The organism is Pseudomonas sp. SG20052, from assembly GCF_031766055.1.
Taxonomy (GTDB): domain Bacteria; phylum Pseudomonadota; class Gammaproteobacteria; order Pseudomonadales; family Pseudomonadaceae; genus Aquipseudomonas; species Aquipseudomonas mandelii.
Genome location: NZ_CP134498.1, coordinates 4,857,227 through 4,878,604, shown reverse-complemented (window position 1 = coordinate 4,878,604; position 21,378 = coordinate 4,857,227). Strand labels below are relative to the sequence as shown.

24 protein-coding genes are annotated in these 21,378 nt (G+C 60.7%); 22 read left to right on the top strand and 2 right to left on the bottom strand.

Annotation, left to right across the window (positions count from 1 at the left end):
• The first annotated feature begins 7 nt into the window (after positions 1-7).
• From flhF to RHP74_RS22365, 13 genes are all read left to right on the top strand, one after another.
• Positions 8-1,342, top strand: coding sequence for a flagellar biosynthesis protein FlhF (gene flhF, locus RHP74_RS22425; RefSeq protein ID WP_010456940.1), 1,335 nt, complete (start codon positions 8-10; stop codon positions 1,340-1,342).
• Positions 1,343-1,458: 116 nt separating this feature from the next.
• Complete coding sequence (gene fleN, locus RHP74_RS22420) at positions 1,459-2,289, top strand: flagellar synthesis regulator FleN (RefSeq protein WP_003222917.1); 831 nt, start codon at positions 1,459-1,461, stop codon at positions 2,287-2,289.
• Complete coding sequence (fliA, locus tag RHP74_RS22415; protein ID WP_007894214.1) at positions 2,286-3,026, top strand: RNA polymerase sigma factor FliA; 741 nt, start codon at positions 2,286-2,288, stop codon at positions 3,024-3,026. Before fleN ends, fliA begins: the two co-directional genes overlap by 4 nt.
• A 167-nt stretch (positions 3,027-3,193) precedes the next feature.
• Positions 3,194-3,565 carry a chemotaxis response regulator CheY gene (locus tag RHP74_RS22410; protein ID WP_008072643.1) on the top strand — a complete coding sequence of 124 codons (372 nt, stop codon included), beginning with the start codon at positions 3,194-3,196 and terminating at the stop codon, positions 3,563-3,565.
• A 22-nt stretch (positions 3,566-3,587) separates the two neighbouring features.
• Positions 3,588-4,376 (top strand): protein phosphatase CheZ, encoded by a 789-nt coding sequence (locus RHP74_RS22405; protein WP_282410249.1) that lies wholly within the window; start codon positions 3,588-3,590, stop codon positions 4,374-4,376.
• A 53-nt stretch (positions 4,377-4,429) separates the two neighbouring features.
• Entirely contained in the window at positions 4,430-6,661 is a 2,232-nt protein-coding gene (locus RHP74_RS22400) for a chemotaxis protein CheA (RefSeq protein WP_311096317.1), read from the top strand.
• Positions 6,662-6,711: 50 nt separating this feature from the next.
• Entirely contained in the window at positions 6,712-7,863 is a 1,152-nt protein-coding gene (locus tag RHP74_RS22395) for a chemotaxis response regulator protein-glutamate methylesterase (protein ID WP_311096316.1), read from the top strand.
• Positions 7,863-8,603 carry a flagellar motor protein gene (locus RHP74_RS22390; protein ID WP_010456935.1) on the top strand — a complete coding sequence of 247 codons (741 nt, stop codon included), beginning with the start codon at positions 7,863-7,865 and terminating at the stop codon, positions 8,601-8,603. The genes RHP74_RS22395 and RHP74_RS22390 overlap by 1 nt, the downstream gene beginning before the upstream one ends.
• Positions 8,604-8,618: 15 nt before the next feature.
• Positions 8,619-9,509 carry a flagellar motor protein MotD gene (gene motD / locus RHP74_RS22385; protein ID WP_010456934.1) on the top strand — a complete coding sequence of 297 codons (891 nt, stop codon included), beginning with the start codon at positions 8,619-8,621 and terminating at the stop codon, positions 9,507-9,509.
• Positions 9,510-9,552: 43 nt separating this feature from the next.
• Positions 9,553-10,341: a ParA family protein gene (locus RHP74_RS22380; RefSeq protein ID WP_010456932.1), complete on the top strand. Its 789-nt coding sequence runs from the start codon at positions 9,553-9,555 to the stop codon at positions 10,339-10,341.
• A gap of 1 nt (position 10,342) precedes the next feature.
• A complete protein-coding gene (locus RHP74_RS22375; protein ID WP_154912279.1) occupies positions 10,343-11,239 on the top strand; it encodes a CheW domain-containing protein in 897 nt (298 codons plus the stop codon).
• Between the two features lie 89 nt (positions 11,240-11,328).
• A complete protein-coding gene (locus RHP74_RS22370) occupies positions 11,329-11,814 on the top strand; it encodes a chemotaxis protein CheW (RefSeq protein ID WP_010456928.1) in 486 nt (161 codons plus the stop codon).
• Complete coding sequence (locus RHP74_RS22365; protein WP_010456926.1) at positions 11,815-12,207, top strand: DUF2802 domain-containing protein; 393 nt, start codon at positions 11,815-11,817, stop codon at positions 12,205-12,207.
• A 116-nt stretch (positions 12,208-12,323) separates the two neighbouring features.
• On the opposite strand, the gene RHP74_RS22360 is transcribed toward RHP74_RS22365, so the two are convergent.
• Together RHP74_RS22360 and RHP74_RS22355 are read right to left on the bottom strand one after the other, a co-directional pair.
• Positions 12,324-12,653: an EscU/YscU/HrcU family type III secretion system export apparatus switch protein gene (locus tag RHP74_RS22360; protein WP_010456924.1), complete on the bottom strand. Its 330-nt coding sequence runs from the start codon at positions 12,651-12,653 to the stop codon at positions 12,324-12,326.
• A complete protein-coding gene (locus RHP74_RS22355) occupies positions 12,650-14,224 on the bottom strand; it encodes a flagellar hook-length control protein FliK (RefSeq protein ID WP_311096314.1) in 1,575 nt (524 codons plus the stop codon). Before RHP74_RS22355 ends, RHP74_RS22360 begins: the two co-directional genes overlap by 4 nt.
• Positions 14,225-14,421: 197 nt before the next feature.
• Between RHP74_RS22355 and ccmA the strand changes: the two genes are divergently transcribed.
• The 9 genes from ccmA (at position 14,422) to ccmI (ending at position 21,369) form a co-directional block, all read left to right on the top strand.
• Positions 14,422-15,057 (top strand): cytochrome c biogenesis heme-transporting ATPase CcmA, encoded by a 636-nt coding sequence (gene ccmA, locus RHP74_RS22350; RefSeq protein WP_010456921.1) that lies wholly within the window; start codon positions 14,422-14,424, stop codon positions 15,055-15,057.
• A complete protein-coding gene (gene ccmB / locus RHP74_RS22345) occupies positions 15,054-15,722 on the top strand; it encodes a heme exporter protein CcmB (protein ID WP_010456919.1) in 669 nt (222 codons plus the stop codon). Before ccmA ends, ccmB begins: the two co-directional genes overlap by 4 nt.
• A 76-nt stretch (positions 15,723-15,798) precedes the next feature.
• The gene (locus tag RHP74_RS22340; protein ID WP_010456917.1) at positions 15,799-16,554 is read left to right on the top strand and encodes a heme ABC transporter permease; all 756 of its coding nucleotides are present in this window, start codon (positions 15,799-15,801) and stop codon (positions 16,552-16,554) included.
• Positions 16,551-16,727 (top strand): heme exporter protein CcmD, encoded by a 177-nt coding sequence (ccmD, locus tag RHP74_RS22335; protein ID WP_010456915.1) that lies wholly within the window; start codon positions 16,551-16,553, stop codon positions 16,725-16,727. Before RHP74_RS22340 ends, ccmD begins: the two co-directional genes overlap by 4 nt.
• Positions 16,724-17,179, top strand: a complete 456-nt coding sequence (gene ccmE, locus RHP74_RS22330; RefSeq protein ID WP_311096313.1) for a cytochrome c maturation protein CcmE — start codon at positions 16,724-16,726, stop codon at positions 17,177-17,179. Before ccmD ends, ccmE begins: the two co-directional genes overlap by 4 nt.
• A gap of 3 nt (positions 17,180-17,182) precedes the next feature.
• Positions 17,183-19,171, top strand: coding sequence for a heme lyase CcmF/NrfE family subunit (locus RHP74_RS22325; RefSeq protein ID WP_010456911.1), 1,989 nt, complete (start codon positions 17,183-17,185; stop codon positions 19,169-19,171).
• A complete protein-coding gene (locus tag RHP74_RS22320) occupies positions 19,168-19,704 on the top strand; it encodes a DsbE family thiol:disulfide interchange protein (RefSeq protein ID WP_010456909.1) in 537 nt (178 codons plus the stop codon). The genes RHP74_RS22325 and RHP74_RS22320 overlap by 4 nt, the downstream gene beginning before the upstream one ends.
• Positions 19,701-20,174, top strand: coding sequence for a cytochrome c-type biogenesis protein (locus RHP74_RS22315; RefSeq protein WP_010456908.1), 474 nt, complete (start codon positions 19,701-19,703; stop codon positions 20,172-20,174). Before RHP74_RS22320 ends, RHP74_RS22315 begins: the two co-directional genes overlap by 4 nt.
• Positions 20,167-21,369 carry a c-type cytochrome biogenesis protein CcmI gene (gene ccmI, locus RHP74_RS22310; protein WP_077748640.1) on the top strand — a complete coding sequence of 401 codons (1,203 nt, stop codon included), beginning with the start codon at positions 20,167-20,169 and terminating at the stop codon, positions 21,367-21,369. The genes RHP74_RS22315 and ccmI overlap by 8 nt, the downstream gene beginning before the upstream one ends.
• Positions 21,370-21,378: the final 9 nt, after the last annotated feature.

Here is a 21,378-nt window from a genome sequence, read left to right as displayed (position 1 = left end):
GTGGTTTATGCAAGTTAAGCGTTTTTTCGCCGCCGATATGCGTCAGGCCATGAAACTGGTTCGTGATGAGCTGGGCGCTGATGCCGCCATTATTGGCAATCGCCGGATCGCCGGTGGTGTCGAGCTGACGGCTGCCCTGGATTACAAATTGTCGGCGCTGGCCCCGCGTGTTCCGAACATGGAACTCGAGGATGAGCTGCGCAAGACCCAGTCGCGGATCGTCACCGCCCAGGCCGAATTGAGCCTGCGTGGCGAAGGCGAAACCGAAGGCGACAAGACCACCAATCGCCAATTGTTCGCCGGCCTGCCGTTGACCGCCGCCGAGCCGCTGATCGAGCCGACGTATGCCGAACCTCGTCGCTCGGCACCAGCCCCGGCACCTGCCGCTGGCGGCGTCGATCCGCGGGCGTTCGATTCGATGCGTTTCGAACTCAACAGCCTGCGCGAATTGATGGAAGTACAACTCGGCTCCCTGGCCTGGAATCAGCTGCAAGGCAGCCGTCCAGCCCAGGCCAATCTTTGGCGTCGCCTGCAACGCATCGGCCTGTCCGGCCCGTTGTCCCGCGACTTGCTGGCGATGATTACCGACATTGACGAACCCCGTCAGGCCTGGCGCATGTTACTGGCGCACCTGGCACGGATGATTGCCACACCGGAAGTCGAACCACTGGAAGAGGGCGGCGTGATTGCCATGGTCGGCCCAGCCGGCATGGGCAAGACCACCACCCTGGCCAAGCTCGCGGCCCGCTACGTGCTCAAATACGGCGCGCAAAACATCGCGCTGGTGAGCATGGACAGCTACCGTATCGGTGCTCAGGAACAATTGAAGACCCTGGGCCGGATTCTCAACGTGTCGGTAACCCACGTCGATCCGGGCCAATCTCTGGTGCAGGCGCTGGACCCCTTGCTGCGCAAGCGCGTGGTGTTGATCGATACCGCCGGCCTCCAGGCCAGCGATCCAGCCCTGCGCATGCAGCTCGAAAGCCTGGCCGGACGGGGCATCAAGTCAAAAAATTATCTGGTTCTGGCAACCACCAGCCAGAAACAGGTTCTAACGGCCGCTTATCATAGTTACAAGCGCTGCGGGCTCGCTGGCTGCATCCTGACTAAACTGGATGAAACGGCAAGTCTGGGCGAGGTGTTGAGCCTGGCGATCAGTCATGAATTGCCGGTGGCTTACCTGACCGATGGCCCGCGTATTCCGGATGATTTGCATCTGCCGCGTCGTCATCAGTTGGTCAGTCGTGCCGTCAGCGTGCAAATGCAAGAAGAACCCAGCGAAGAAGCCATGGCTGACATGTTCGCTGATATTTACCACAGCCCGACCAAGCAGGTTGGCTGAGGTGCTAATGAACCGTTTTTGTACCTACATCGATGGTCTGCCATGCATTGTTCAGTTATTGAGCGCGCAGCCAGTAATGTGGCCTCCGTCTATGCAAGACAAGGTAAAGAAATAACATGGGCAGCATGCATCCCGTACAGGTGATCGCGGTGACCGGCGGCAAAGGTGGCGTCGGGAAGACTAACGTGTCAGTGAACTTGTCCCTGGCTCTAGCTGAGCTCGGCCGGCGCGTCATGCTGCTGGACGCCGATCTGGGGCTGGCGAACGTCGACGTCCTCTTGGGGCTGACACCCAAACGTACCCTGGCCGACGTGATCGAAGGCCGCTGTGAGCTGCGCGACGTTCTGTTGCAGGGCCCCGGCGGTATTCGCATTGTCCCGGCCGCGTCCGGCACACAGAGCATGGTTCATCTGAGCCCGGCTCAACACGCCGGCCTGATCCAGGCCTTCAGCGATATCGGCGACAACCTCGATGTCTTGGTGATCGACACCGCTGCAGGTATTGGTGACTCGGTAGTCAGTTTCGTCCGCGCAGCGCAAGAGGTCTTGCTGGTGGTGTGCGACGAGCCGACCTCGATCACCGACGCCTACGCGCTGATCAAGCTGCTGAACCGCGATTACGGCATGAACCGCTTCCGCGTCCTGGCCAACATGGCCCAGAGCCCGCAGGAAGGTCGCAACCTGTTCGCCAAGTTGACCAAGGTCACGGACCGCTTCCTTGACGTCGCCTTACAATACGTCGGCGCGGTGCCTTACGACGAAAGCGTGCGCAAGGCCGTGCAGAAACAGCGTGCCGTCTACGAAGCCTTCCCGCGTTCCAAGTGCGCCCTGGCGTTCAAGGCCATCGCGCAGAAGGTCGACACCTGGCCGCTGCCTGCCAACCCGCGTGGGCACCTGGAGTTTTTCGTTGAGCGCCTCGTGCAACAGACCGCAGGACCCGTCCTATGACAGCCAGTGGCTACAACCTCTACAAGAAGTCGGCACGTGACGCGCAGTACGAGCTGATCGAGCGTTACGCGCCACTGGTCAAACGCATTGCTTACCACTTGCTGGCCCGTCTGCCGGCCAGTGTTCAGGTTGAAGACCTGATCCAGGCCGGGATGATCGGCCTGCTGGAAGTATCGACCAAATATGACGCCAGCAAAGGCGCGAGTTTCGAGACGTACGCGGGCATTCGAATCCGCGGCGCGATGCTCGATGAAGTGCGCAAGGGTGACTGGGCGCCACGCTCGGTTCACCGCAATACCCGCATGGTCAGTGACGCAATTCGCTCGATTGAAGCTAAAACAGGTCGTGACGCTAAAGATCATGAAGTTGCGGCCGAACTCCAATTGAGTCTCGACGATTATTACGGGATTTTGAACGACACCCTGGGCAGCCGGTTATTCAGTTTCGACGATCTGTTGCAGGACGGCGAACACGAAGGGCTGCACGAGGATGGCGCGAGTGCACATCTGGAGCCGTCACGCGATCTGGAAGATGAACGCTTCCAGGCCGCGCTGGCGGACGCGATTGCCAATTTGCCGGAGCGTGAGCGACTGGTGTTGGCGCTGTACTACGACGAAGAGCTGAACCTCAAGGAAATCGGTGAGGTCCTGGGGGTCAGCGAATCGCGGGTCAGCCAGTTACATAGCCAGTGCGCGGCCCGTTTGCGGGGGCGTTTGGGGGAGTGGCGAGCGCGCTGAAGGCAGTGTGGGGACACTGCGAACGAGGCCGGTGGGGTGTTGAACTGCACCGGTCGCGATCTGTTGTGCTCCAGACAGTCATCGAGTGCATTGCCGGATTGATTGAAATGGCGCGTCCAGGTGCTGGGCGCGTTTAAGACTGCTTGGAGGTCGAATTGGACAAGAACATGAAAATCCTCATCGTTGATGACTTCTCAACGATGCGGCGGATCATCAAGAACCTGCTGCGCGATCTGGGGTTCACCAACACCGTCGAGGCTGACGATGGAATTACCGCCATTCCGGTTCTCAACAGCGGCAGCATCGACTTTCTGGTAACGGACTGGAACATGCCGGGCATGACCGGTATCGACCTGCTGCGTCACGTGCGCGCCGATGAAAAACTCAAGCACCTGCCAGTGCTGATGGTGACCGCTGAAGCCAAGCGCGAGCAGATCATTGAAGCAGCCCAGGCCGGTGTAAACGGCTATGTGGTGAAACCCTTCACGGCCCAGGCGTTGAAAGACAAAATCGAGAAGATTTTCGAACGCATCGGTTGAGAAACTGCGCCACGGGGGAGCTATGGACCACAAAGAATCTTCACAGGGCGATTTTGAATCGACCCTGAAAAAACACGCGGTCGAACTGGTCGAAAGCCTTGAAAAGGGCAGGTTCGGCGACGCTGTGCAACTGATCCATGAGCTCAATCAGACCCGTGACCGCGGCCTGTACCAGGAAGTGGGCAAGCTCACTCGCGAGCTGCATAGCGCGATCGTCAATTTCCAGATTGACCCGAACATGCCGCAAGCCGAGGAAGTGTCGCAGATCACGGACGCCACCGAGCGCCTGGGGTATGTGGTCAAGCTGACCGAGGCTGCGGCCAACCGCACCATGGACCTGGTGGAAAACGCCACGCCGCTGGTCAATGGCCTGAGCAATGAAGCTCAGGCATTGAGCGCCGACTGGGGGCGCTTCATGCGTCGCGAAGTCGGGGCTGAAGAGTTTCGCGAACTGGCCCGGCGAGTCGACGGTTTCCTGACACGCAGCAGCGAAGACAATCGCACGGTGTCGAGCAACCTCAACGACATATTGCTGGCCCAGGATTACCAGGACCTCACCGGTCAGGTGATCAAACGCGTGACCCAATTGGTCACCGAAGTTGAAAGCAACCTGCTCAAGCTTGTGCTCATGGCCAGTCAGGTAGACCGCTTTGCGGGTATCGAACATGACCGTGAAGCGATGCTCGCTGAAAAAGATCCGCAAAAACATCTCTCTCAGGGTGAAGGTCCGCAGATTCATGCCGATAAAAGAGAAGACGTTGTGTCCGGTCAGGACGATGTGGACGATTTGTTATCCAGCCTAGGATTTTAGAGTTTTAGCATTTTAGGTTTTTTAGGTTTTTAGACCTCAGGAGCACCCCCTTAATGAGCTTCGGCGCCGATGAAGAGATCCTTCAGGATTTCCTGGTTGAGGCCGGCGAGATTCTAGAGCAACTGTCCGAACAGCTGGTCGAGCTTGAAAGCCGACCGGATGATGCGGACTTGCTCAATGCAATTTTTCGCGGTTTTCACACTGTAAAAGGGGGCGCCGGCTTCCTCCAGCTCAACGAGCTGGTGGAGTGCTGTCACATCGCCGAGAACGTGTTCGACATCCTGCGCAAGGGTGAGCGTCGCGTCGACTCGGAACTGATGGACGTGGTTCTCGAAGCGCTGGATGCGGTGAACAGCATGTTCACCGAGGTCCGCGAACGCAGCCCGATTACGGCTGCCACGCCTGAATTGCTCGCGGCACTGGCCCGTCTGGCCGAGCCGCAAACGGCTGATGAATCTGCACCGGTTGCTGAAGTGGTCGAAGCACCTGCTGCTGAAGAGTCGGGCGACATCACTGATAACGAATTCGAGCAATTGCTGGACTCGCTGAACGCCGTCAAGGCTCAAGCCGAAGCGCCGGCGGTTGCTCCAGTGGCGGCTGCCGATTCGGCGGCCGGCGACGAAATCACCGATGCCGAGTTCGAGTCGTTGCTCGATCAACTGCATGGCAAAGGCCAGTTCGCCGTCGACGCGGTGGCACCGTCCACTGCACCGGCTGCTCCGAAAGCGGCCGGCGACAGCTCTGATATTACCGACGACGAATTCGAAGCACTGCTTGACCAGTTGCACGGCAAGGGCAACTTTGCGGTGGACGCGCTGGAGTCGGCCATTGCCGCCGTACCCGCCTCGGCTGCGCCAACCGCGAAAGCGGCCAGTGGTGATCTGATCTCCGATCACGAGTTCGAGTCGCTGCTCGACGAATTGCATGGCAAAGGCAAATTCACTGAAGTCGGCACAGGTGCTGCGGTGGCTGCTCCAGCCGCCAAGGCTGCTGCACCGAAACCGGTTGCCAAGACTCCCGAGCCGAAAGCCGAAGCGCCGAAACCGGCGGCTGCCGCTGCACCGGCTCCAGCCCGCGCACCGTCCGCGCCGCCACCGGAAAAACCGGCCAGTGAAGCCGAGACCACCGTGCGGGTTGATACCGCGCGTCTCGACGAAATCATGAACATGGTCGGCGAACTGGTATTGGTGCGTAACCGCTTGGTCCGTCTGGGCCTCAACAGCGGCGACGAAGCCATGTCCAAGGCTGTGTCGAACCTCGACGTGGTCACGGCCGACCTGCAGACCGCGGTCATGAAGACCCGGATGCAACCGATCAAGAAAGTTTTCGGGCGCTTCCCGCGCCTCGTTCGCGACCTGGCTCGCCAGCTCAAGAAAGAGATCAACCTGGAGTTGGTCGGCGAAGAAACCGACCTCGACAAGAACCTCGTCGAGGCCCTGGCCGACCCGCTGGTCCACTTGGTGCGCAACTCGGTCGACCACGGCATTGAAGAGCCGGCCGAGCGCGAAGCGATGGGCAAACCTCGCAGCGGCAAGGTGATCCTGTCCGCAGAACAGGAAGGCGACCACATCCTGCTGTCCATCTCCGATGACGGCAAGGGCATGGACGCCGATGTTCTGCGCGGCATTGCCGTGAAGAAAGGGCTGATGGACAAGGATGCCGCGGATCGCCTCAGCGAGTCCGACTGCTTCAACCTGATCTTTGCGCCGGGTTTTTCGACCAAGACCGAAATTTCCGATGTCTCCGGACGCGGCGTGGGCATGGACGTGGTGAAAACCAAAATCGCCCAGCTCAACGGCACCATCAATATTTATTCGACCAAGGGCAAAGGCTCGAAGATCGTCATCAAGGTCCCGTTGACCCTGGCGATCATGCCGACGCTGATGGTCATGCTCGGCAACCAGGCGTTCGCGTTCCCGCTGGTGAACGTCAACGAAATCTTCCACCTCGACCTGTCGCGCACCAACGTGGTGGACGGCCAGGAAGTGGTGATCGTGCGGGACAAGGCACTGCCATTGTTCTACCTCAAGCGCTGGCTGGTCAGCTCCGCCGCTCACGAAGAGCAGCGCGAAGGCCACGTGGTGATCCTTTCGGTGGGTACTCAGCGGATCGGCTTCGTCGTCGACCAGCTGGTGGGCCAGGAAGAAGTGGTCATCAAGCCATTGGGCAAAATGCTCCAGGGAACCCCGGGCATGTCGGGCGCCACCATTACCGGTGACGGTCGCATCGCGCTGATTCTCGATGTTCCGAGCATGCTCAAGCGTTACGCCGCACGGCGTATTTGATTCTGGTGGAGCGGGGCGACTAAGCCTCGCTCCGTCCTAACGGAGTGTTTATGGCAGTCAAAGTCCTGGTGGTGGACGATTCGGGGTTTTTCCGCCGCCGCGTCTCGGAAATTCTTTCAGCGGATCCGAATATCCAGGTCGTCGGTACGGCGACCAACGGAAAAGAGGCGATCGATCAGGCGCTGGCCCTCAAGCCAGACGTGATCACCATGGACTACGAGATGCCGATGATGGATGGCATCACGGCAGTGCGGCACATCATGCAGCGTTGCCCGACCCCGGTGTTGATGTTCTCCTCGCTGACCCACGAAGGCGCTCGGGTAACCCTCGACGCGCTGGACGCCGGCGCGGTGGATTTCCTGCCGAAGAATTTCGAAGACATCTCCCGTAACCCGGAGAAGGTCAAGCAACTGCTGTGCGAGAAGATTCTCAGCATCTCGCGCAGTAACCGTCGTGCCAACACCTACAGCGCACCGGCCCCGGTCGCCGCGCCAGCCCCGACGCCTGCGCCTTCGAGCGTCAGCAGTTACGGCAGCAGCACGCCTGCGCGTCCGGCTCCGGCACCAATTCCGGCGCGTAGCTACGCCCCGGCATCGTCCCCGGCATCGTCCGGGCAGTCGTCGCCCGCACCAAAACGCAAAGCCTACAAACTGGTGGCTATCGGTACGTCCACGGGCGGTCCGGTTGCCCTGCAACGGGTGTTGACCCAGTTGCCGGCCAACTTCCCGGCGCCGATCGTGTTGATCCAGCACATGCCGGCGGCCTTCACCAAGGCCTTCGCCGAACGTCTGGACAAGCTCTGCCGCATCAGCGTCAAGGAAGCGGAGGATGGCGACATTCTGCGTCCGGGCCTGGCGCTGCTGGCGCCGGGTGGCAAGCAAATGATGATCGACGGCCGTGGCGCGGTGAAAATCCTGCCGGGCGACGAGCGTCTGAACTACAAACCGTGCGTGGACATCACCTTCGGTTCGGCAGCCAAGTCCTACGGCGACAAAGTTCTGGCGGTCGTACTGACCGGCATGGGCGCCGACGGTCGTGAAGGCGCACGCCTGCTCAAGCAGGGCGGCAGCGCGATCTGGGCTCAGGATGAAGCCAGCTGCGTGATCTACGGCATGCCGATGGCCATCGTCAAAGCTGACCTCGCCGACGCGATCTACGGTCTGGACGATATTGGCAGGCACTTGGTCGAGGCGTGTATCTGATGGATGTTCTAAGCCTTATCGGGATCATCTTGGCGTTTGTCGCCATCATTGGCGGCAACTACCTTGAAGGCGGTCATCTCGGCGCATTGGCCAACGGCCCGGCGGCGCTGATCGTACTCGGTGGGACTATCGGCGCGGCATTGCTGCAATCACCGATGAGCGCCTTCAAGCGTGCCATGCAAATCATTGGCTGGATTCTGTTTCCGCCTCGCGTTGACCTGGCCGGTGGCGTCGACCGCGTCGTCAACTGGAGCCTGACCGCGCGCAAGGAAGGCCTGCTCGGTCTGGAAGGGGTGGCCGATGCCGAACCTGACAGTTACTCGCGCAAAGGTCTGCAACTGCTGGTCGACGGCGCCGAGCCGGAAGCGATTCGCAGCATTCTGGAAGTGGATTTCTACACCCAGGAAGCCCGCGACATCGAAGCGGCCAAAGTCTTTGAAAGCATGGGCGGCTACGCGCCGACCATCGGCATCATCGGTGCGGTGATGGGCCTGATCCATGTCATGGGCAACCTGGCCGATCCGACGCAACTGGGCAGCGGCATCGCCGTCGCCTTCGTCGCCACCATCTACGGTGTGGCCAGTGCCAACCTGGTGTTGCTGCCGATTGCCGCCAAGCTCAAGTCCGTTGCCTTGCGCCAGTCGCGTTATCGCGAAATGTTGCTGGAAGGAATCCTGTCGATCGCCGAAGGTGAAAACCCTCGCTCTATTGAGTTGAAGCTTCAGGGCTTCATGGATTGATGGGAGTAACGGACTATGGCTCGTCGTCGGCAACCTGAAGAACACGTCAATCACGAACGCTGGCTCGTTTCCTACGCCGACTTCATCACGTTGCTGTTCGCATTCTTCGTGGTCATGTACTCGATCTCGTCGATCAACGAGGGCAAGTACAAAGTCATTTCCGAGGCGCTGATCGGGGTGTTTACCGACAGCGATCGCGCCCTCAAGCCGATCCCGATCGGTGAAGAGCGGCCGAAGACCGTGACCCCGGCCAAGCCCCTGGTCAAGGACAGCGAGCAGGTCGATGCCGGCGTGGCCGGTGCCAGTGATCCATTGAAAAGCATTGCCGATGACATCAGCGCGGCATTCGGCGACTTGATCAAGTCCAATCAGATGACCGTGCGCGGCAACGAGCTGTGGGTCGAGATCGAACTCAATTCCAGCCTGTTGTTCGGCAGCGGCGATGCGATGCCCAGTGACATGGCGTTCAACATCATCGACAAGGTGGCCGCAATCCTCAAGCCGTTCGACAACCCGATCCACGTCGAAGGCTTCACCGACGATCAGCCGATCCGCACCGCGCAATACCCGACCAACTGGGAGCTGTCTTCGGCCCGTTCGGCGAGCATCGTGCGCATGCTGGCGATGCAGGGCGTAAACCCTGGCCGCCTGGCGTCGGTGGGTTACGGCGAGTTCCAGCCGGTGGCCAACAACGCCACCGCTGAGGGCAGGGCGCGTAACCGTCGCGTGGTGCTGGTCGTGTCGCGAAATCTTGATGTACGTCGCAGCCTCACCGGCACCGGGACCGCCCATGCGCAACCGGATGCCGCGTTGAAGCGTGCTGGCACACAAACTGCACCGACCCCGGTCAAGTCGCCGGTACGAGAGAGCGCCGTCAATTCTCCGTCACCTGCATTAACACGTTGAGCTATTTCTCGGTCGAGCATATCGACCGGGAGGAACAATCCGAATGAGAGTCTGGGCCGTTGCCAATCAAAAGGGTGGTGTTGGTAAAACCACTTCCTCTATCGCTTTAGCCGGCTTGCTGGCCGAGGCGGGCAAGCGCGTGGTCGTGGTCGATCTCGATCCGCACGGCTCGATGACCAGCTACTTCGGCTACGATCCCGACAGCCTGGAGCACAGCAGCTACGACCTGTTCCTGCACAAGGGCAGCGTGCCGCAAGGCTTGCCCGGGCAGTTGCTGTTGCCGACCAGCGACGAACGCATTTCGTTGTTGCCGTCGAGCACCGCTCTGGCCACGCTTGAACGTCAGTCGCCGGGCCAGAGTGGTTTGGGTCTGGTGATTGCCAAGAGCCTGGCGCAACTGTGGCAGGACTTCGATTACGCCGTGATCGACAGCCCGCCGTTGCTCGGCGTACTGATGGTCAATGCCTTGGCGGCGAGCCAGCAATTAGTGATTCCGGTGCAGACCGAGCACTTGGCCGTCAAAGGTCTGGAGCGCATGGTCAATACGCTGGCGATGATCAACCGCTCACGCAAAGTGGCCTTGCCGTTCTCCATCATTCCAACCTTGTTCGACCGCCGCACCCAGGCGTCCCTCGGGACCCTTCGCGTGCTGCGCGACAAATACCCGGAAGAAATCTGGCAAGGCTACATCCCGATCGACACGCGCCTGCGGGATGCGAGCCGGGCCGGGCTGACGCCTTCGCAATTCGACGGCAAGAGCCGTGGGGTTCTCGCTTATCGCGCCTTGCTCAAGCATTTGCTGGCGGCACAACTTGTCCCGCAGGTGGCCTGAGATGAATCGGCCGGTGAAAATCACCTCGCGTCCGCAACTGGCGCTCCAGTCTTATCTGGACAGCTTGCTGATGGAAGCGACTGAAGAGTTGCCGCTGGAAGTGGAAGCGGTGGCTGAAGTCATCGAGGTCGTTGAAGCGGTAGAGGTTGAGGCTGCGCTGGACGAGTTCCAGGCAGCCGTGCTTGAAGAGCAGGCGCGTGATGCGCAGAAGTCCGTTGTGGCAGCTGCACCTGTTGTCGCGCCAGTGGTCACTGCGGTCGCAAAAGCCCCGGTGGTGATCGAAGATGCGCCGGCACCGATCCTGGCGCCGGTCTCGACCCTCGCACCGTTGCTGCAAACCCTGGTGCCGCCGCTGGTCGAAGTCCATCTGCCGCCGAGCAACACGCCGCCACCGGTGGAAACCGACGGTCGCCCGGCGTGGGCCGCCGAGCCGTTCGAATGCCTGCTGTTCGATGTCGCCGGGTTGACCCTGGCGGTGCCGCTGGTGTGCCTGGGCTCGATTTATTCGCTGGCCGGTCACGAGCTGACGCCACTGTTCGGCCAGCCGGAATGGTTCCTCGGGATCCTGCCGAGTCAGGCCGGCAACCTGAAAGTCCTGGACACCGCGCGGTGGGTCATGCCCGACCGCTACCGCGACGATTTCCGCCAGGGCCTGCAATACGTTATTTCGGTTCAGGGCTACGAGTGGGGGCTGGCGGTGCATCAGGTCAGCCGCTCGTTGCGCCTGGACCCGAACGAAATCAAATGGAGAAGTCATCGAGGTCAGCGGCCATGGCTCGCCGGCACGGTGATTGAGCACATGTGTGCGCTGCTGGACGTTTCCGCCCTGGCCGAGTTGATCGCCAGCGGTGGGGCAAAGCACATGGGCGGCAGCAAGCCGCTACACAAACCGACATAGCTGCCGACATAACAAGTATGCGACGGCATTGTTGAATGCCGCCACACAGAACACACACCGCTAGAAGCGGTTTTTCGAGGGGTCAGGGTATGAGTAGTCAAGCGACGAATGCAAAAGGTTCCGAAGATCCGATCCTGCAATGGGTAACCTTCAAACTGGACAATGAAACCTACGGCATCAACGTGATGCGCGTTCAGGAAGTCCTGCGTTACACCGAAATCGCCCCGGTCCCGGGTGCCCCGAGCTACGTGCTGGGCATTATCAACCTGCGCGGCAACGTGGTCACCGTGATCGACACCCGTCAGCGCTTCGGCCTGATGAATGCCGAGATCAGCGACAACACCCGTATCGTCATCATCGAAGCCGACAAGCAAGTGGTCGGGATCATGGTCGATAGCGTGGCCGAAGTGGTTTACCTGCGTCAGTCGGAAATCGAAACCGCGCCAAACGTCGGTAACGAAGAGTCCGCCAAGTTCATTCAAGGCGTGTGCAACAAGAACAATGAACTGCTGATCCTGGTCGAACTGGACAAGATGATGAGCGAAGAAGAATGGTCGGACCTGGAGAACATCTGATTGATTCTTGAGGTAGCGGTCATTGTCCTGTTCCTTTTCTGGGCAGGCACGCTGGCAATGTTTCTGGCGTACATTCGCGCTCAACGGCAAATTGCCGCGCAACAGGCCCAGGGTGATGCGCTGCGCGATCAGCGCATCAAGGACCTGGCCAAACGCGTCGACGACTATCAAAGCGGCAACGTGCGCATGGGTGAAGACCTGCACGAACTGCGCGCCGTCGTCAGTCCCTTGCCGGACAAACTGGCCCAACTGGAACAGCGCGATCCGTCGAGCCTGTCGTTTGCCCAGGCGGCGCGCCTGGTCGGCATGGGGGCTACCGTTGATGAACTGACTCAGTCCTGCGGGTTGACCCAGGCTGAGGCGGAGTTAATGCGCAAGCTTCACAAGAACTGACGCCTGCCAGAGATCGTTCCCCGCGTGGGAACGATCTCTGGGGACGCTCCGCATCCCGCTGTTGAATGTGACGCAGAGCGTCACGGGCTGCATTCCCACTTAGAGCGTGGGAACGATCAGTAGTCGTCACCGCGATCAGTGATGTCCTTCTCAACCATGGTCGCCTCCGGATCATGCCCCGCCGGAAACTTACCCTTCAAATTCCACGCAAACGCAATAATCTCGGCAATCGTGCGGTACAACTCTTCCGGAATACTTTCCCCCAGTTCCATCCGCGCCAGCAGCTTCACCAGCTCGGCGTTTTCGTAGATGGGCACTTCGTAATCCCGGGCAAGCTTCAGAATGGCTTCGGCCAGTGCTTCGTCGCCTTTGGCCGTGAGGGTAGGGGCGTGGGTGCCGTCGTATTTGAGGGCGATGGCCTGGCGTGGGGTGTTGGGGTTTCTCATGCGGTTTCGTCGACCCAGCGTTGTTCGAGGCGGGTTTGTGGGCCTTGTGGCGGTTTACCGAGGTGGCAATCCAGATCGCCGACGTTCAGCCCGGAATCCAGCAAGCGCTGGCGCAGCGCGGCCAGATTGCTTTCGATCAGGCTGGCGGTGTACGGCCGTTCGGCCCAGAGCTGGCTGGACAGGCTGCCCTTGATCAGCTGCGCCTGAATCTGCATCGGGCCCAGCGGTTCCATGTCGAACGCCAGGTCCACGCGCCACAGTTGCTGCTTCGGTTCGCGTTCGTCCCGGCGTTCATGGGGTTGTTCTTTCTCCGGCGCTTCTTCGCGCTGGAACTTGACCTGCAGCGGCACGATGTCCTGCAGGTTGCGCATGGGGATTTCCAGCTGCCAGGTGCTGAGCAGGCGGCCATCATCAGTGACGCCAGTCTGCTCAAGACTCGACAACTGATGGCTTTGCAGGCGCGAGACCGCCGCCGCAGCCAGACGCAGCAAATGCTCCAGATCGTTTTCACCGTCCTGGCTTTGCAGCAGCCGTTCGGGCAGCGGGAAACTGGTCGGCAACGGCTTGGCGCTGACCTGGCCGAGCATGCCCAGGGCGCTGCGCACGAAACTCGGCATGGACTGGACCAGCGTGTTGGCGGCAATGATTGCATTGAGATTGGTGTTGGCCGGCAGCCCTGGCGTCAATTGCGCAATCAGCTTGAGCAGATCGCCTTTCATGTCGGGCGCCAGTGTCGGATTTTGCCCGGTCAGCAATTTCGCTTCTAGGAATAGCCCGCTATTGGCCAGCGCCTGAGCGAGGCCTTTTGACGTACTCAGTTGCTGAACGTCCGGTAAACCGGCCAGCAGTTTTTCCACAGCGGCCCGCAGGTCGCTGGAAGTCTGATCCGACGGAGGCAGGTTTTGCAGCAGCTTGATCAAACCATCCAGCGAGCCTTGGCGGCTCTGCTGACTGACCAATTGCTGGGTGATCGCCAGTTGCTCCTGACGGTTGCTCAACGGCACGAATTTCAGCGTTTGCGTGTCCTGCACCAAGGCACTCAACAGCGTGCCGATGCGCAGCGGCGTCGGACTGTCGATGCTCAGCGTGCTGCCGCTCAACGCGGTGTTGAGCAGGCTCACCATCGAACGAAACACCGTCGGCTGGCCCGGCACCTGCGGCAGCACTTGCGAGGTCAGTACTTTGCCCTGCAACAACGTCCCGACCGGCAATTGCGCGGTGTCGATGCGGGTGAGGGTGGCGACGCTGGAAGCAATGGCCTGTTGCACCGTGATCGCCAGATTGCTCGCTGACGGTTGGGTGATCGACAGACTGGTACCTTGGGGCAGCGGCTGGGTGCTGGTGGCCTGGACCGTGGTCTGGCGGCCGCTGTCGAGGGTGACTTTAAGCAACAGTTGAAAGGTCTGATCCGCCTGCTTGAGCGACAGCACTTCAGCCTTGGCGGTCTGGCCGGGGGTGATCAGGCCCTCCAACGGCGACAGCAGCTTGAGCAGATCGCCGCTCACTACCAGCGGCCGCGAAGTCGCGGGCGTGGTCTGCGGTACCGGGAGGATGTTCATTTCGCCTGTCATACGCGGTCACAACCTGAGGAAAATGCACTCTTTAGAGTAGGGTATGGCATGTATAATGCCGCCCGTCCTTCGGGGAGTGGCGAAAACATTGCATTTGTTTGACGCAGCTCTCTAGAACAGGCCGCCAATGCATCTATGCTGCATCTCTTTAGCGGCCGCTCCGCCGCCGACTTGAACCGCAAAAGGCCCGTGATCTCTTGACCAGTCCTGTCCTGCAAACCGTTGCCCTTGCTTGTGAGCGAGACCTTCGGCTGCTCTTCGAAAATCTCGAATTGAGACTGGCCAGTGGCGAAATGGTGCAAATCAGTGGCCCCAACGGCAGCGGCAAGACCAGCCTGCTGCGGCTGTTATCCGGCCTGATGCAGCCGACCGCCGGTCAAGTGCTGCTCAACGGTAAGCCGCTGAACGATCAGCGCCTTGAACTGGCGCGCAACCTGCTGTGGATCGGCCATGCCGCCGGGATCAAGGACTTGCTGACGCCGGAGGAGAACCTGATCTGGCTCTGCGCCCTGCATCAACCGGCTCCCCACGAGGCGATCTGGCAAGCGCTGGCCGATGTCGGATTGCGCGGTTTCGAGGATGTTCCCTGCCATACGTTGTCCGCCGGGCAGAAACGCCGTGTGGCATTGGCGCGCCTGTACCTCGACAGTCCGCCGCTGTGGATCCTCGACGAGCCGTTCACCGCGCTCGATAAACAAGGCGTGGCGCAACTCGAAGAACACCTGGCCGCCCACTGTGAGCGCGGCGGCATGGTGGTGCTGACCACTCACCACACGCTGAGCCGGATGCCGGCCAGCTATCGCGATATCGATCTGGGGAAGTGGGCCGTATGAGTGTTTTCGGCCTGCTGGTCGCCCGTGAGTCCCGTCTGCTGTTCCGCCGTCCGGCTGAGCTGGCCAATCCGCTGGTTTTTTTCGCGATCGTCGTTTCGCTGTTCCCGTTGGCGGTCGGTCCCGAGTCTCAATTGTTGCAAACCTTGTCTCCGGGACTGGTGTGGGTCGCGGCACTTTTATCGGTCCTGCTCTCGCTGGACGGGCTCTTCCGCAGTGATTTCGAGGACGGATCGCTGGAACAGTGGGTCCTTTCGTCGCACCCCCTGCCTCTTCTGGTTTTGGCCAAAGTACTGGCACACTGGGCCTTCTCTGGCCTGGCACTGGTTTTGCTCGCTCCACTGCTGGCATTGATGCTCGGTTTGCCAACCGCCTGTCTGCCGGTGTTGCTGCTTTCTTTATTGCTGGGTACACCGGTGCTGAGCCTGCTCGGTGCGGTGGGCGCAGCCCTGACGGTGGGATTGAAGCGAGGCGGCCTGTTGCTGGCGCTGCTGATTCTGCCGCTGTACATCCCGGTGTTGATTCTCGGCAGTGGCGCCTTGCAGGCGGCCCTGCAGGGCATGCCGGCGACCGGTTATCTCTTGTGGCTTGGTAGCCTGACCGCCCTGGCGATAACCCTGACACCGTTTGCAATAGCTGCTGGCCTGAAGATCAGCGTCGGCGAATAATGAGGTCTGGTCATTTTTTGATCAGTAAAGACCCTTTGGCTCTTCATAGCGAAGAGCAACCGTGATGGAAACAGTAATGAACTGGACCTGGTTTCATAAGCTCGGCTCGCCCAAATGGTTTTACGGCATCAGTGGCAAATTGCTGCCGTGGCTGAGCATTGCCGCAGTGCTGCTGATCGGCGTCGGTGTCGTTTGGGGCTTGGCCTTCGCGCCGCCTGACTACCAGCAAGGCAACAGCTTTCGCATCATTTATATCCACGTTCCGGCCGCCATGCTGGCGCAGTCCGTCTACGTCATGCTGGCGGTGTGCGGCATCGTCGGGCTGGTCTGGAAAATGAAACTGGCCGACGTCGCCCTGCAATGCGCGGCGCCCATCGGTGCCTGGATGACCGCCGTGGCGCTGGTCACCGGCGCGATCTGGGGCAAGCCGACGTGGGGCTCGTGGTGGGTCTGGGATGCGCGACTTACGTCCATGCTTATTCTGCTGTTCCTGTACTTCGGTCTCATTGCACTGGGCAACGCGATCAGCAATCGTGACAGTGCGGCCAAGGCCTGCGCGGTATTGGCGATCGTCGGCGTAATCAACATCCCGATCATCAAATACTCGGTGGAGTGGTGGAACACCCTGCACCAGGGGGCGACCTTCACCCTCACCGAAAAACCAGCGATGCCCGCCGAGATGTGGCTGCCATTATTGCTGACGGTGCTGGGTTTCTACTGTTTCTTCGGCGCGGTGCTGTTGCTGCGCATGCGCCTTGAAGTGCTCAAGCGCGAAGCCCGGGCCAGTTGGGTGAAAGCTGAAGTGCAGAACAGTCTGGAGGCCGTTCGATGAGTTTTGCTTCATTCGGCGACTTCCTCGCCATGGGCCATCATGCCCTGTATGTCTGGTCAGCCTATGGCATCTGCCTGGCGGTGCTGATCCTCAACGTGGCGGCGCCGATCCTGGCCCGCAAGCGGTATCTGCAACAAGAGGCGCGTCGTTTGCGCCGGGAGAACGGCAAGTGAATCCGCTGCGCAAAAAGCGTCTTATCATCATTCTCGCGATCCTGGCGGGTGTCGGCGCTGCCGTCGGCCTGGCCCTGAGCGCCCTGCAGCAGAACATCAATCTGTTTTACACCCCGACCCAGATCGCCAACGGCGAAGCCCCGCAAGACACGCGCATCCGCGCCGGTGGTATGGTCGAGAAGGGCTCGCTGCAACGTTCCGGCGATTCGCTGGACGTGAAATTCATCGTCACCGACTTCAACAAGTCCGTGACCATCAGCTACCGCGGCATCCTCCCGGACCTGTTCCGTGAAGGGCAGGGCATCGTGGCGCTGGGCAAACTGAACGCCGACGGCGTGGTGGTGGCCGACGAAGTGCTGGCCAAGCACGATGAAAAGTACATGCCGCCGGAAGTGACCAAGGCTTTGAAAGACAGCGGTCAATCTGCTCCAACGCCCGTGAAGGAGGGTTGATCGATGACATCCGCACTGTTTATCCCTGAACTCGGCCACCTGGCCATGATCCTGGCGCTGTGTTTCGCGCTGGTCCAGGCCATCGTGCCGTTGCTCGGCGCCTGGCGCGGTGATCGTTTGTGGATGAGCCTCGCGCAACCAGCGGCCTGGGGCCAGTTCGCCTTTTTGCTGTTCGCCTTCGGTTGCCTGACCTACGCGTTCATGGCTGATGACTTTTCCGTCGCCTACGTGGCCAGCAACTCCAACAGCGCCTTGCCGTGGTACTACAAGTTCAGCGCGGTGTGGGGCGCTCACGAAGGTTCGCTGCTGCTCTGGGCCTTGATCCTCGGCGGCTGGACCTTTGCGGTGTCGGTATTCTCCCGGCAGTTGCCGCAAGTGATGCTGGCCCGGGTGCTGGCGGTGATGGGCATGATCAGTACCGGTTTCCTGCTGTTCCTGATCCTCACGTCCAACCCGTTCAAGCGCATCCTGCCGCAAGTGCCCAGCGATGGCGCCGACCTCAATCCGTTGCTGCAAGACATCGGCTTGATCGTTCACCCACCGATGCTGTACATGGGTTACGTCGGTTTCTCCGTGGCCTTCGCCTTCGCCATCGCGGCGCTGATGGGCGGTCGTCTTGATGCGGCGTGGGCGCGTTGGTCGCGTCCATGGACCATCGTTGCCTGGGCTTTCCTCGGGATCGGCATCACCCTGGGTTCGTGGTGGGCCTACTACGAACTCGGCTGGGGCGGCTGGTGGTTCTGGGACCCGGTGGAAAACGCCTCGTTCATGCCTTGGCTGGTCGGTACGGCGCTGATTCACTCGTTGGCGGTCACGGAAAAACGTGGCGTGTTCAAAAGCTGGACCGTGTTGCTGGCCATTGCCGCGTTCTCGTTGAGCTTGCTCGGTACGTTCCTGGTACGTTCCGGCGTGCTGACCTCGGTTCACGCCTTTGCCTCCGACCCGGAGCGCGGCGTGTTCATCCTGATTTTCCTGCTGTTCGTGGTCGGCGGTTCGCTGACGCTGTTCGCCCTGCGCGCCCCGGTGGTGAAAAGCCACGTCGGCTTCAACCTGTGGTCCCGGGAAACCCTGCTGCTGGGCAACAACCTGGTGCTGGTGGTGGCGGCGTCGATGATTCTGCTGGGCACCTTGTATCCGCTGATTCTCGATGCGATGACCGGCGCCAAGCTGTCCGTCGGCCCGCCATACTTCAACGCACTGTTCATTCCGTTGATGGCGTTGCTGATGATGGTGATGGCCGTCGGCATGCTGGTGCGCTGGAAAGACACCCCGGTCAAATGGCTGATAAGCATGCTGACCCCGGTGTTGCTTGGCAGTGCCGCGTTGGCCGTGGTGGCCGGCGTCGCTTATGGCGATTTCAACTGGGCGGTGCTCGCCACGTTCATGCTCGCGGCCTGGGTGCTGTTGGCCGGTGTGCGCGACATCCTCGACAAGACCCGCCACAAAGGCCTGATCAAAGGCCTGCCGACCCTGACCCGCAGCTACTGGGGCATGCAGATCGCGCACTTGGGCATCGCCGTGTGCGCCCTTGGCGTCGTGCTGTCGAGCCAGAACAGTGCCGAACGCGATTTGCGCCTGGCGCCGGGCGAGTCCATGGACCTGGCCGGTTATCACTTCGTGTTCGAAGGCGCCAAGCACTACGAAGGCCCGAACTTCACCTCCGACAAGGGCACCGTCCGGGTGATCAAGGGCGGCAAGGAAGTCAGCGTGTTGCACCCGGAAAAACGCCTGTACACCGTGCAGAACTCGGTGATGACCGAAGCCGGGATCGACGCCGGTTTCACCCGTGACATTTACGTCGCACTCGGCGAACCGCTGGGCGATGGCGCCTGGGCCGTGCGCGTGCACGTCAAGCCGTTCGTGCGCTGGATCTGGTTCGGCGGGCTGCTGACAGGTTTCGGCGGGTTGCTGGCGGCGCTGGATCGCCGTTATCGGGTCAAGGTAAAAAGCCGCGTGCGGGAAGCACTCGGTATGTCGGGAGCCACTGCATGAAACGTTGGTTAATGCTGTTGCCACTGGCGATTTTTCTGGTGGTGGCTGTTTTCCTGTATCGCGGGTTGTACCTGGACCCGGCCGAGTTGCCTTCGGCGATGATCGGCAAGCCGTTCCCGGCGTTTTCCCTGCCGACCGTGGAAGGCGACAAGACCCTGACCAAGGCCGACATTCTCGGTAAACCGGCGCTGGTCAACGTCTGGGCCACCTGGTGCATCGCCTGCAAGGTCGAGCATCCGGTATTGAACAAGCTGGCCCAGCAGGGCGTAACGATTTATGGCATCAACTACAAGGACGTCAACGCCGACGCTAAGAAGTGGCTGGTGGAGTTCCACAACCCGTACCAGTTGGGGATCAGTGACGCGGACGGCTCGCTGGGCCTGAACCTCGGTGTCTACGGCGCCCCGGAAACCTTTTTCATCGACGCCAAAGGCATCATCCGAGACAAGTTCGTCGGGGTGATCGACGAACAGGTCTGGCGCGAAAAACTGGCGGCCCGGTATCAGGCGCTGGTCGATGAGGCCAAACCATGAAGCGCTGGATAGCCGCCCTTGTATTGGGTTTGAGCATGGCCGGTGTTGCCCACGCCGCCATTGACACCTACGAGTTCGCCAAAGAAGGCGATCGCGAGCGTTTTCGCGAGCTGACCAAAGAGCTGCGTTGCCCCAAGTGCCAGAACCAGGACATCGCCGATTCCAACGCACCGATCGCCGCCGACTTGCGCAAAGAGATTTTCCGCATGTTGGGCGAGGGCAAGGACAATCAGCAGATCATCGACTTCATGGTTGATCGCTACGGTGATTTCGTCCGCTACAAACCCGCTCTGAACGCCAAGACCGCTCTGCTCTGGTTCGGCCCCGCCGGCCTGTTGCTGGGCGGTTTTGTGATCATCGCCGTGATCGTCCGCCGTCGTCGCGTGCAGCGCGCTGACACCAAGGATGAGCTCTCTGCCGAGGAGCGTGAGCGCCTCGACCACCTGTTGGATAAAACCAAGAATGATTGATTTCTGGCTCGCTGCAGGTCTGCTGCTTCTGGTTGCCCTGAGTTTTCTGCTGATCCCCGTTTTGCGTGGCCGTCGTGCACAGCTTGAAGAGGATCGTACTGCCCTGAACGTTGCGCTGTATCAGGAGCGCGTGGCTGAGTTGCAAACCGAGCAGGAGGAGGGCGTGCTCAACGCGGCGCAACTGGAAACCGGTCGCGCCGAAGCTGCCCGTGAGTTGCTCGCCGACACCGAAGGCGTCGAGGCACCGCGCGTGGCGCGCCTGGGCAAACCGTTACCCTTGCTGGCGGCGATTCTGGTGCCGGTCCTTGGGCTTGGCTTGTACCTGCATTACGGTGCCAGCGACAAGGTTGAACTGACTCGCGAATTCGCCCAGGCGCCGCAGTCGATGGAAGAGATGACCCAGCGTCTGGAGCGCGCGGTCGCGGCGCAGCCGGATTCGGCTGAAGGCTTGTACTTCCTCGGTCGCACCTACATGGCTCAGGACCGTCCGGGAGACGCGGCGAAGATCTTCGAGCGCACGGTGAACCTGGCCGGTCGTCAGCCGGAACTGCTCGGCCAATGGGCCCAGGCCCAGTACTTCGCCGATGGCAAAAAGTGGTCGGACAAGATTCAGGCGTTGACTGACGAAGCACTGAAAGCCGATCCGAAAGAAGTCACCAGCCTTGGCCTGCTGGGCATCGCGGCGTTTGAAAGCCAGCGGTATCAGGACGCCATCGACTACTGGAATCGCCTGTTGGCGCAACTGCCGCCGGAGGACAGTTCCCGTGCCGCGCTGCAAGGCGGGATCACGCGAGCCACCGAGAAACTCGAAGCCAGCGGCGGCAAAGTCGCCCAGGCACCAGTGGCCAAAGCGGCAGCGAAGCTTAAGGTCACCGTCGATCTGGCACCTGAGCTCAAAGCCAAGGTCCAGCCCGGCGACAGCGTGTTCATCTTCGCCCGCGCCACCTCAGGTCCACCGGCCCCATTGGCCGCCAAACGCCTGACCGTGGCCGATCTGCCGGCCACCGTCGAACTGGGCGATGCCGACGCAATGATGCCGCAGTTGAAACTGTCGAACTTCCCTGAAGTCCAACTGGTTGCGCGCATCTCCCGCGCCGGCCAACCGACTGCCGGCGAATGGATCGGTCGCAGCCAGCCCCTGGCCAGCAGCACCACCGCAGCGCAAAAACTGACCATCGACAGCCCGGATAAATGACAGGAAACG

Bases quoted from the DNA above. Each gene is read 5' to 3' on its own strand.
- flhF (WP_010456940.1), top strand. From the start codon at position 8: ATGCAAGTTAAGCGTTTTTTCGCCGCCGATATGCGTCAGGCCATGAAA.
- fleN (WP_003222917.1), top strand. From the start codon at position 1,459: ATGGGCAGCATGCATCCCGTACAGGTGATCGCGGTGACCGGCGGCAAA.
- fliA (WP_007894214.1), top strand. From the start codon at position 2,286: ATGACAGCCAGTGGCTACAACCTCTACAAGAAGTCGGCACGTGACGCG.
- RHP74_RS22410 (WP_008072643.1), top strand. From the start codon at position 3,194: ATGAAAATCCTCATCGTTGATGACTTCTCAACGATGCGGCGGATCATC.
- RHP74_RS22405 (WP_282410249.1), top strand. From the start codon at position 3,588: ATGGACCACAAAGAATCTTCACAGGGCGATTTTGAATCGACCCTGAAA.
- RHP74_RS22400 (WP_311096317.1), top strand. From the start codon at position 4,430: ATGAGCTTCGGCGCCGATGAAGAGATCCTTCAGGATTTCCTGGTTGAG.
- RHP74_RS22395 (WP_311096316.1), top strand. From the start codon at position 6,712: ATGGCAGTCAAAGTCCTGGTGGTGGACGATTCGGGGTTTTTCCGCCGC.
- RHP74_RS22390 (WP_010456935.1), top strand. From the start codon at position 7,863: ATGGATGTTCTAAGCCTTATCGGGATCATCTTGGCGTTTGTCGCCATC.
- motD (WP_010456934.1), top strand. From the start codon at position 8,619: ATGGCTCGTCGTCGGCAACCTGAAGAACACGTCAATCACGAACGCTGG.
- RHP74_RS22380 (WP_010456932.1), top strand. From the start codon at position 9,553: ATGAGAGTCTGGGCCGTTGCCAATCAAAAGGGTGGTGTTGGTAAAACC.
- RHP74_RS22375 (WP_154912279.1), top strand. From the start codon at position 10,343: ATGAATCGGCCGGTGAAAATCACCTCGCGTCCGCAACTGGCGCTCCAG.
- RHP74_RS22370 (WP_010456928.1), top strand. From the start codon at position 11,329: ATGAGTAGTCAAGCGACGAATGCAAAAGGTTCCGAAGATCCGATCCTG.
- RHP74_RS22360 (WP_010456924.1), bottom strand. From the start codon at position 12,653: ATGAGAAACCCCAACACCCCACGCCAGGCCATCGCCCTCAAATACGAC.
- RHP74_RS22355 (WP_311096314.1), bottom strand. From the start codon at position 14,224: ATGACAGGCGAAATGAACATCCTCCCGGTACCGCAGACCACGCCCGCG.
- ccmB (WP_010456919.1), top strand. From the start codon at position 15,054: ATGAGTGTTTTCGGCCTGCTGGTCGCCCGTGAGTCCCGTCTGCTGTTC.
- RHP74_RS22340 (WP_010456917.1), top strand. From the start codon at position 15,799: ATGAACTGGACCTGGTTTCATAAGCTCGGCTCGCCCAAATGGTTTTAC.
- ccmD (WP_010456915.1), top strand. From the start codon at position 16,551: ATGAGTTTTGCTTCATTCGGCGACTTCCTCGCCATGGGCCATCATGCC.
- RHP74_RS22325 (WP_010456911.1), top strand. From the start codon at position 17,183: ATGACATCCGCACTGTTTATCCCTGAACTCGGCCACCTGGCCATGATC.
- RHP74_RS22320 (WP_010456909.1), top strand. From the start codon at position 19,168: ATGAAACGTTGGTTAATGCTGTTGCCACTGGCGATTTTTCTGGTGGTG.
- RHP74_RS22315 (WP_010456908.1), top strand. From the start codon at position 19,701: ATGAAGCGCTGGATAGCCGCCCTTGTATTGGGTTTGAGCATGGCCGGT.
- ccmI (WP_077748640.1), top strand. From the start codon at position 20,167: ATGATTGATTTCTGGCTCGCTGCAGGTCTGCTGCTTCTGGTTGCCCTG.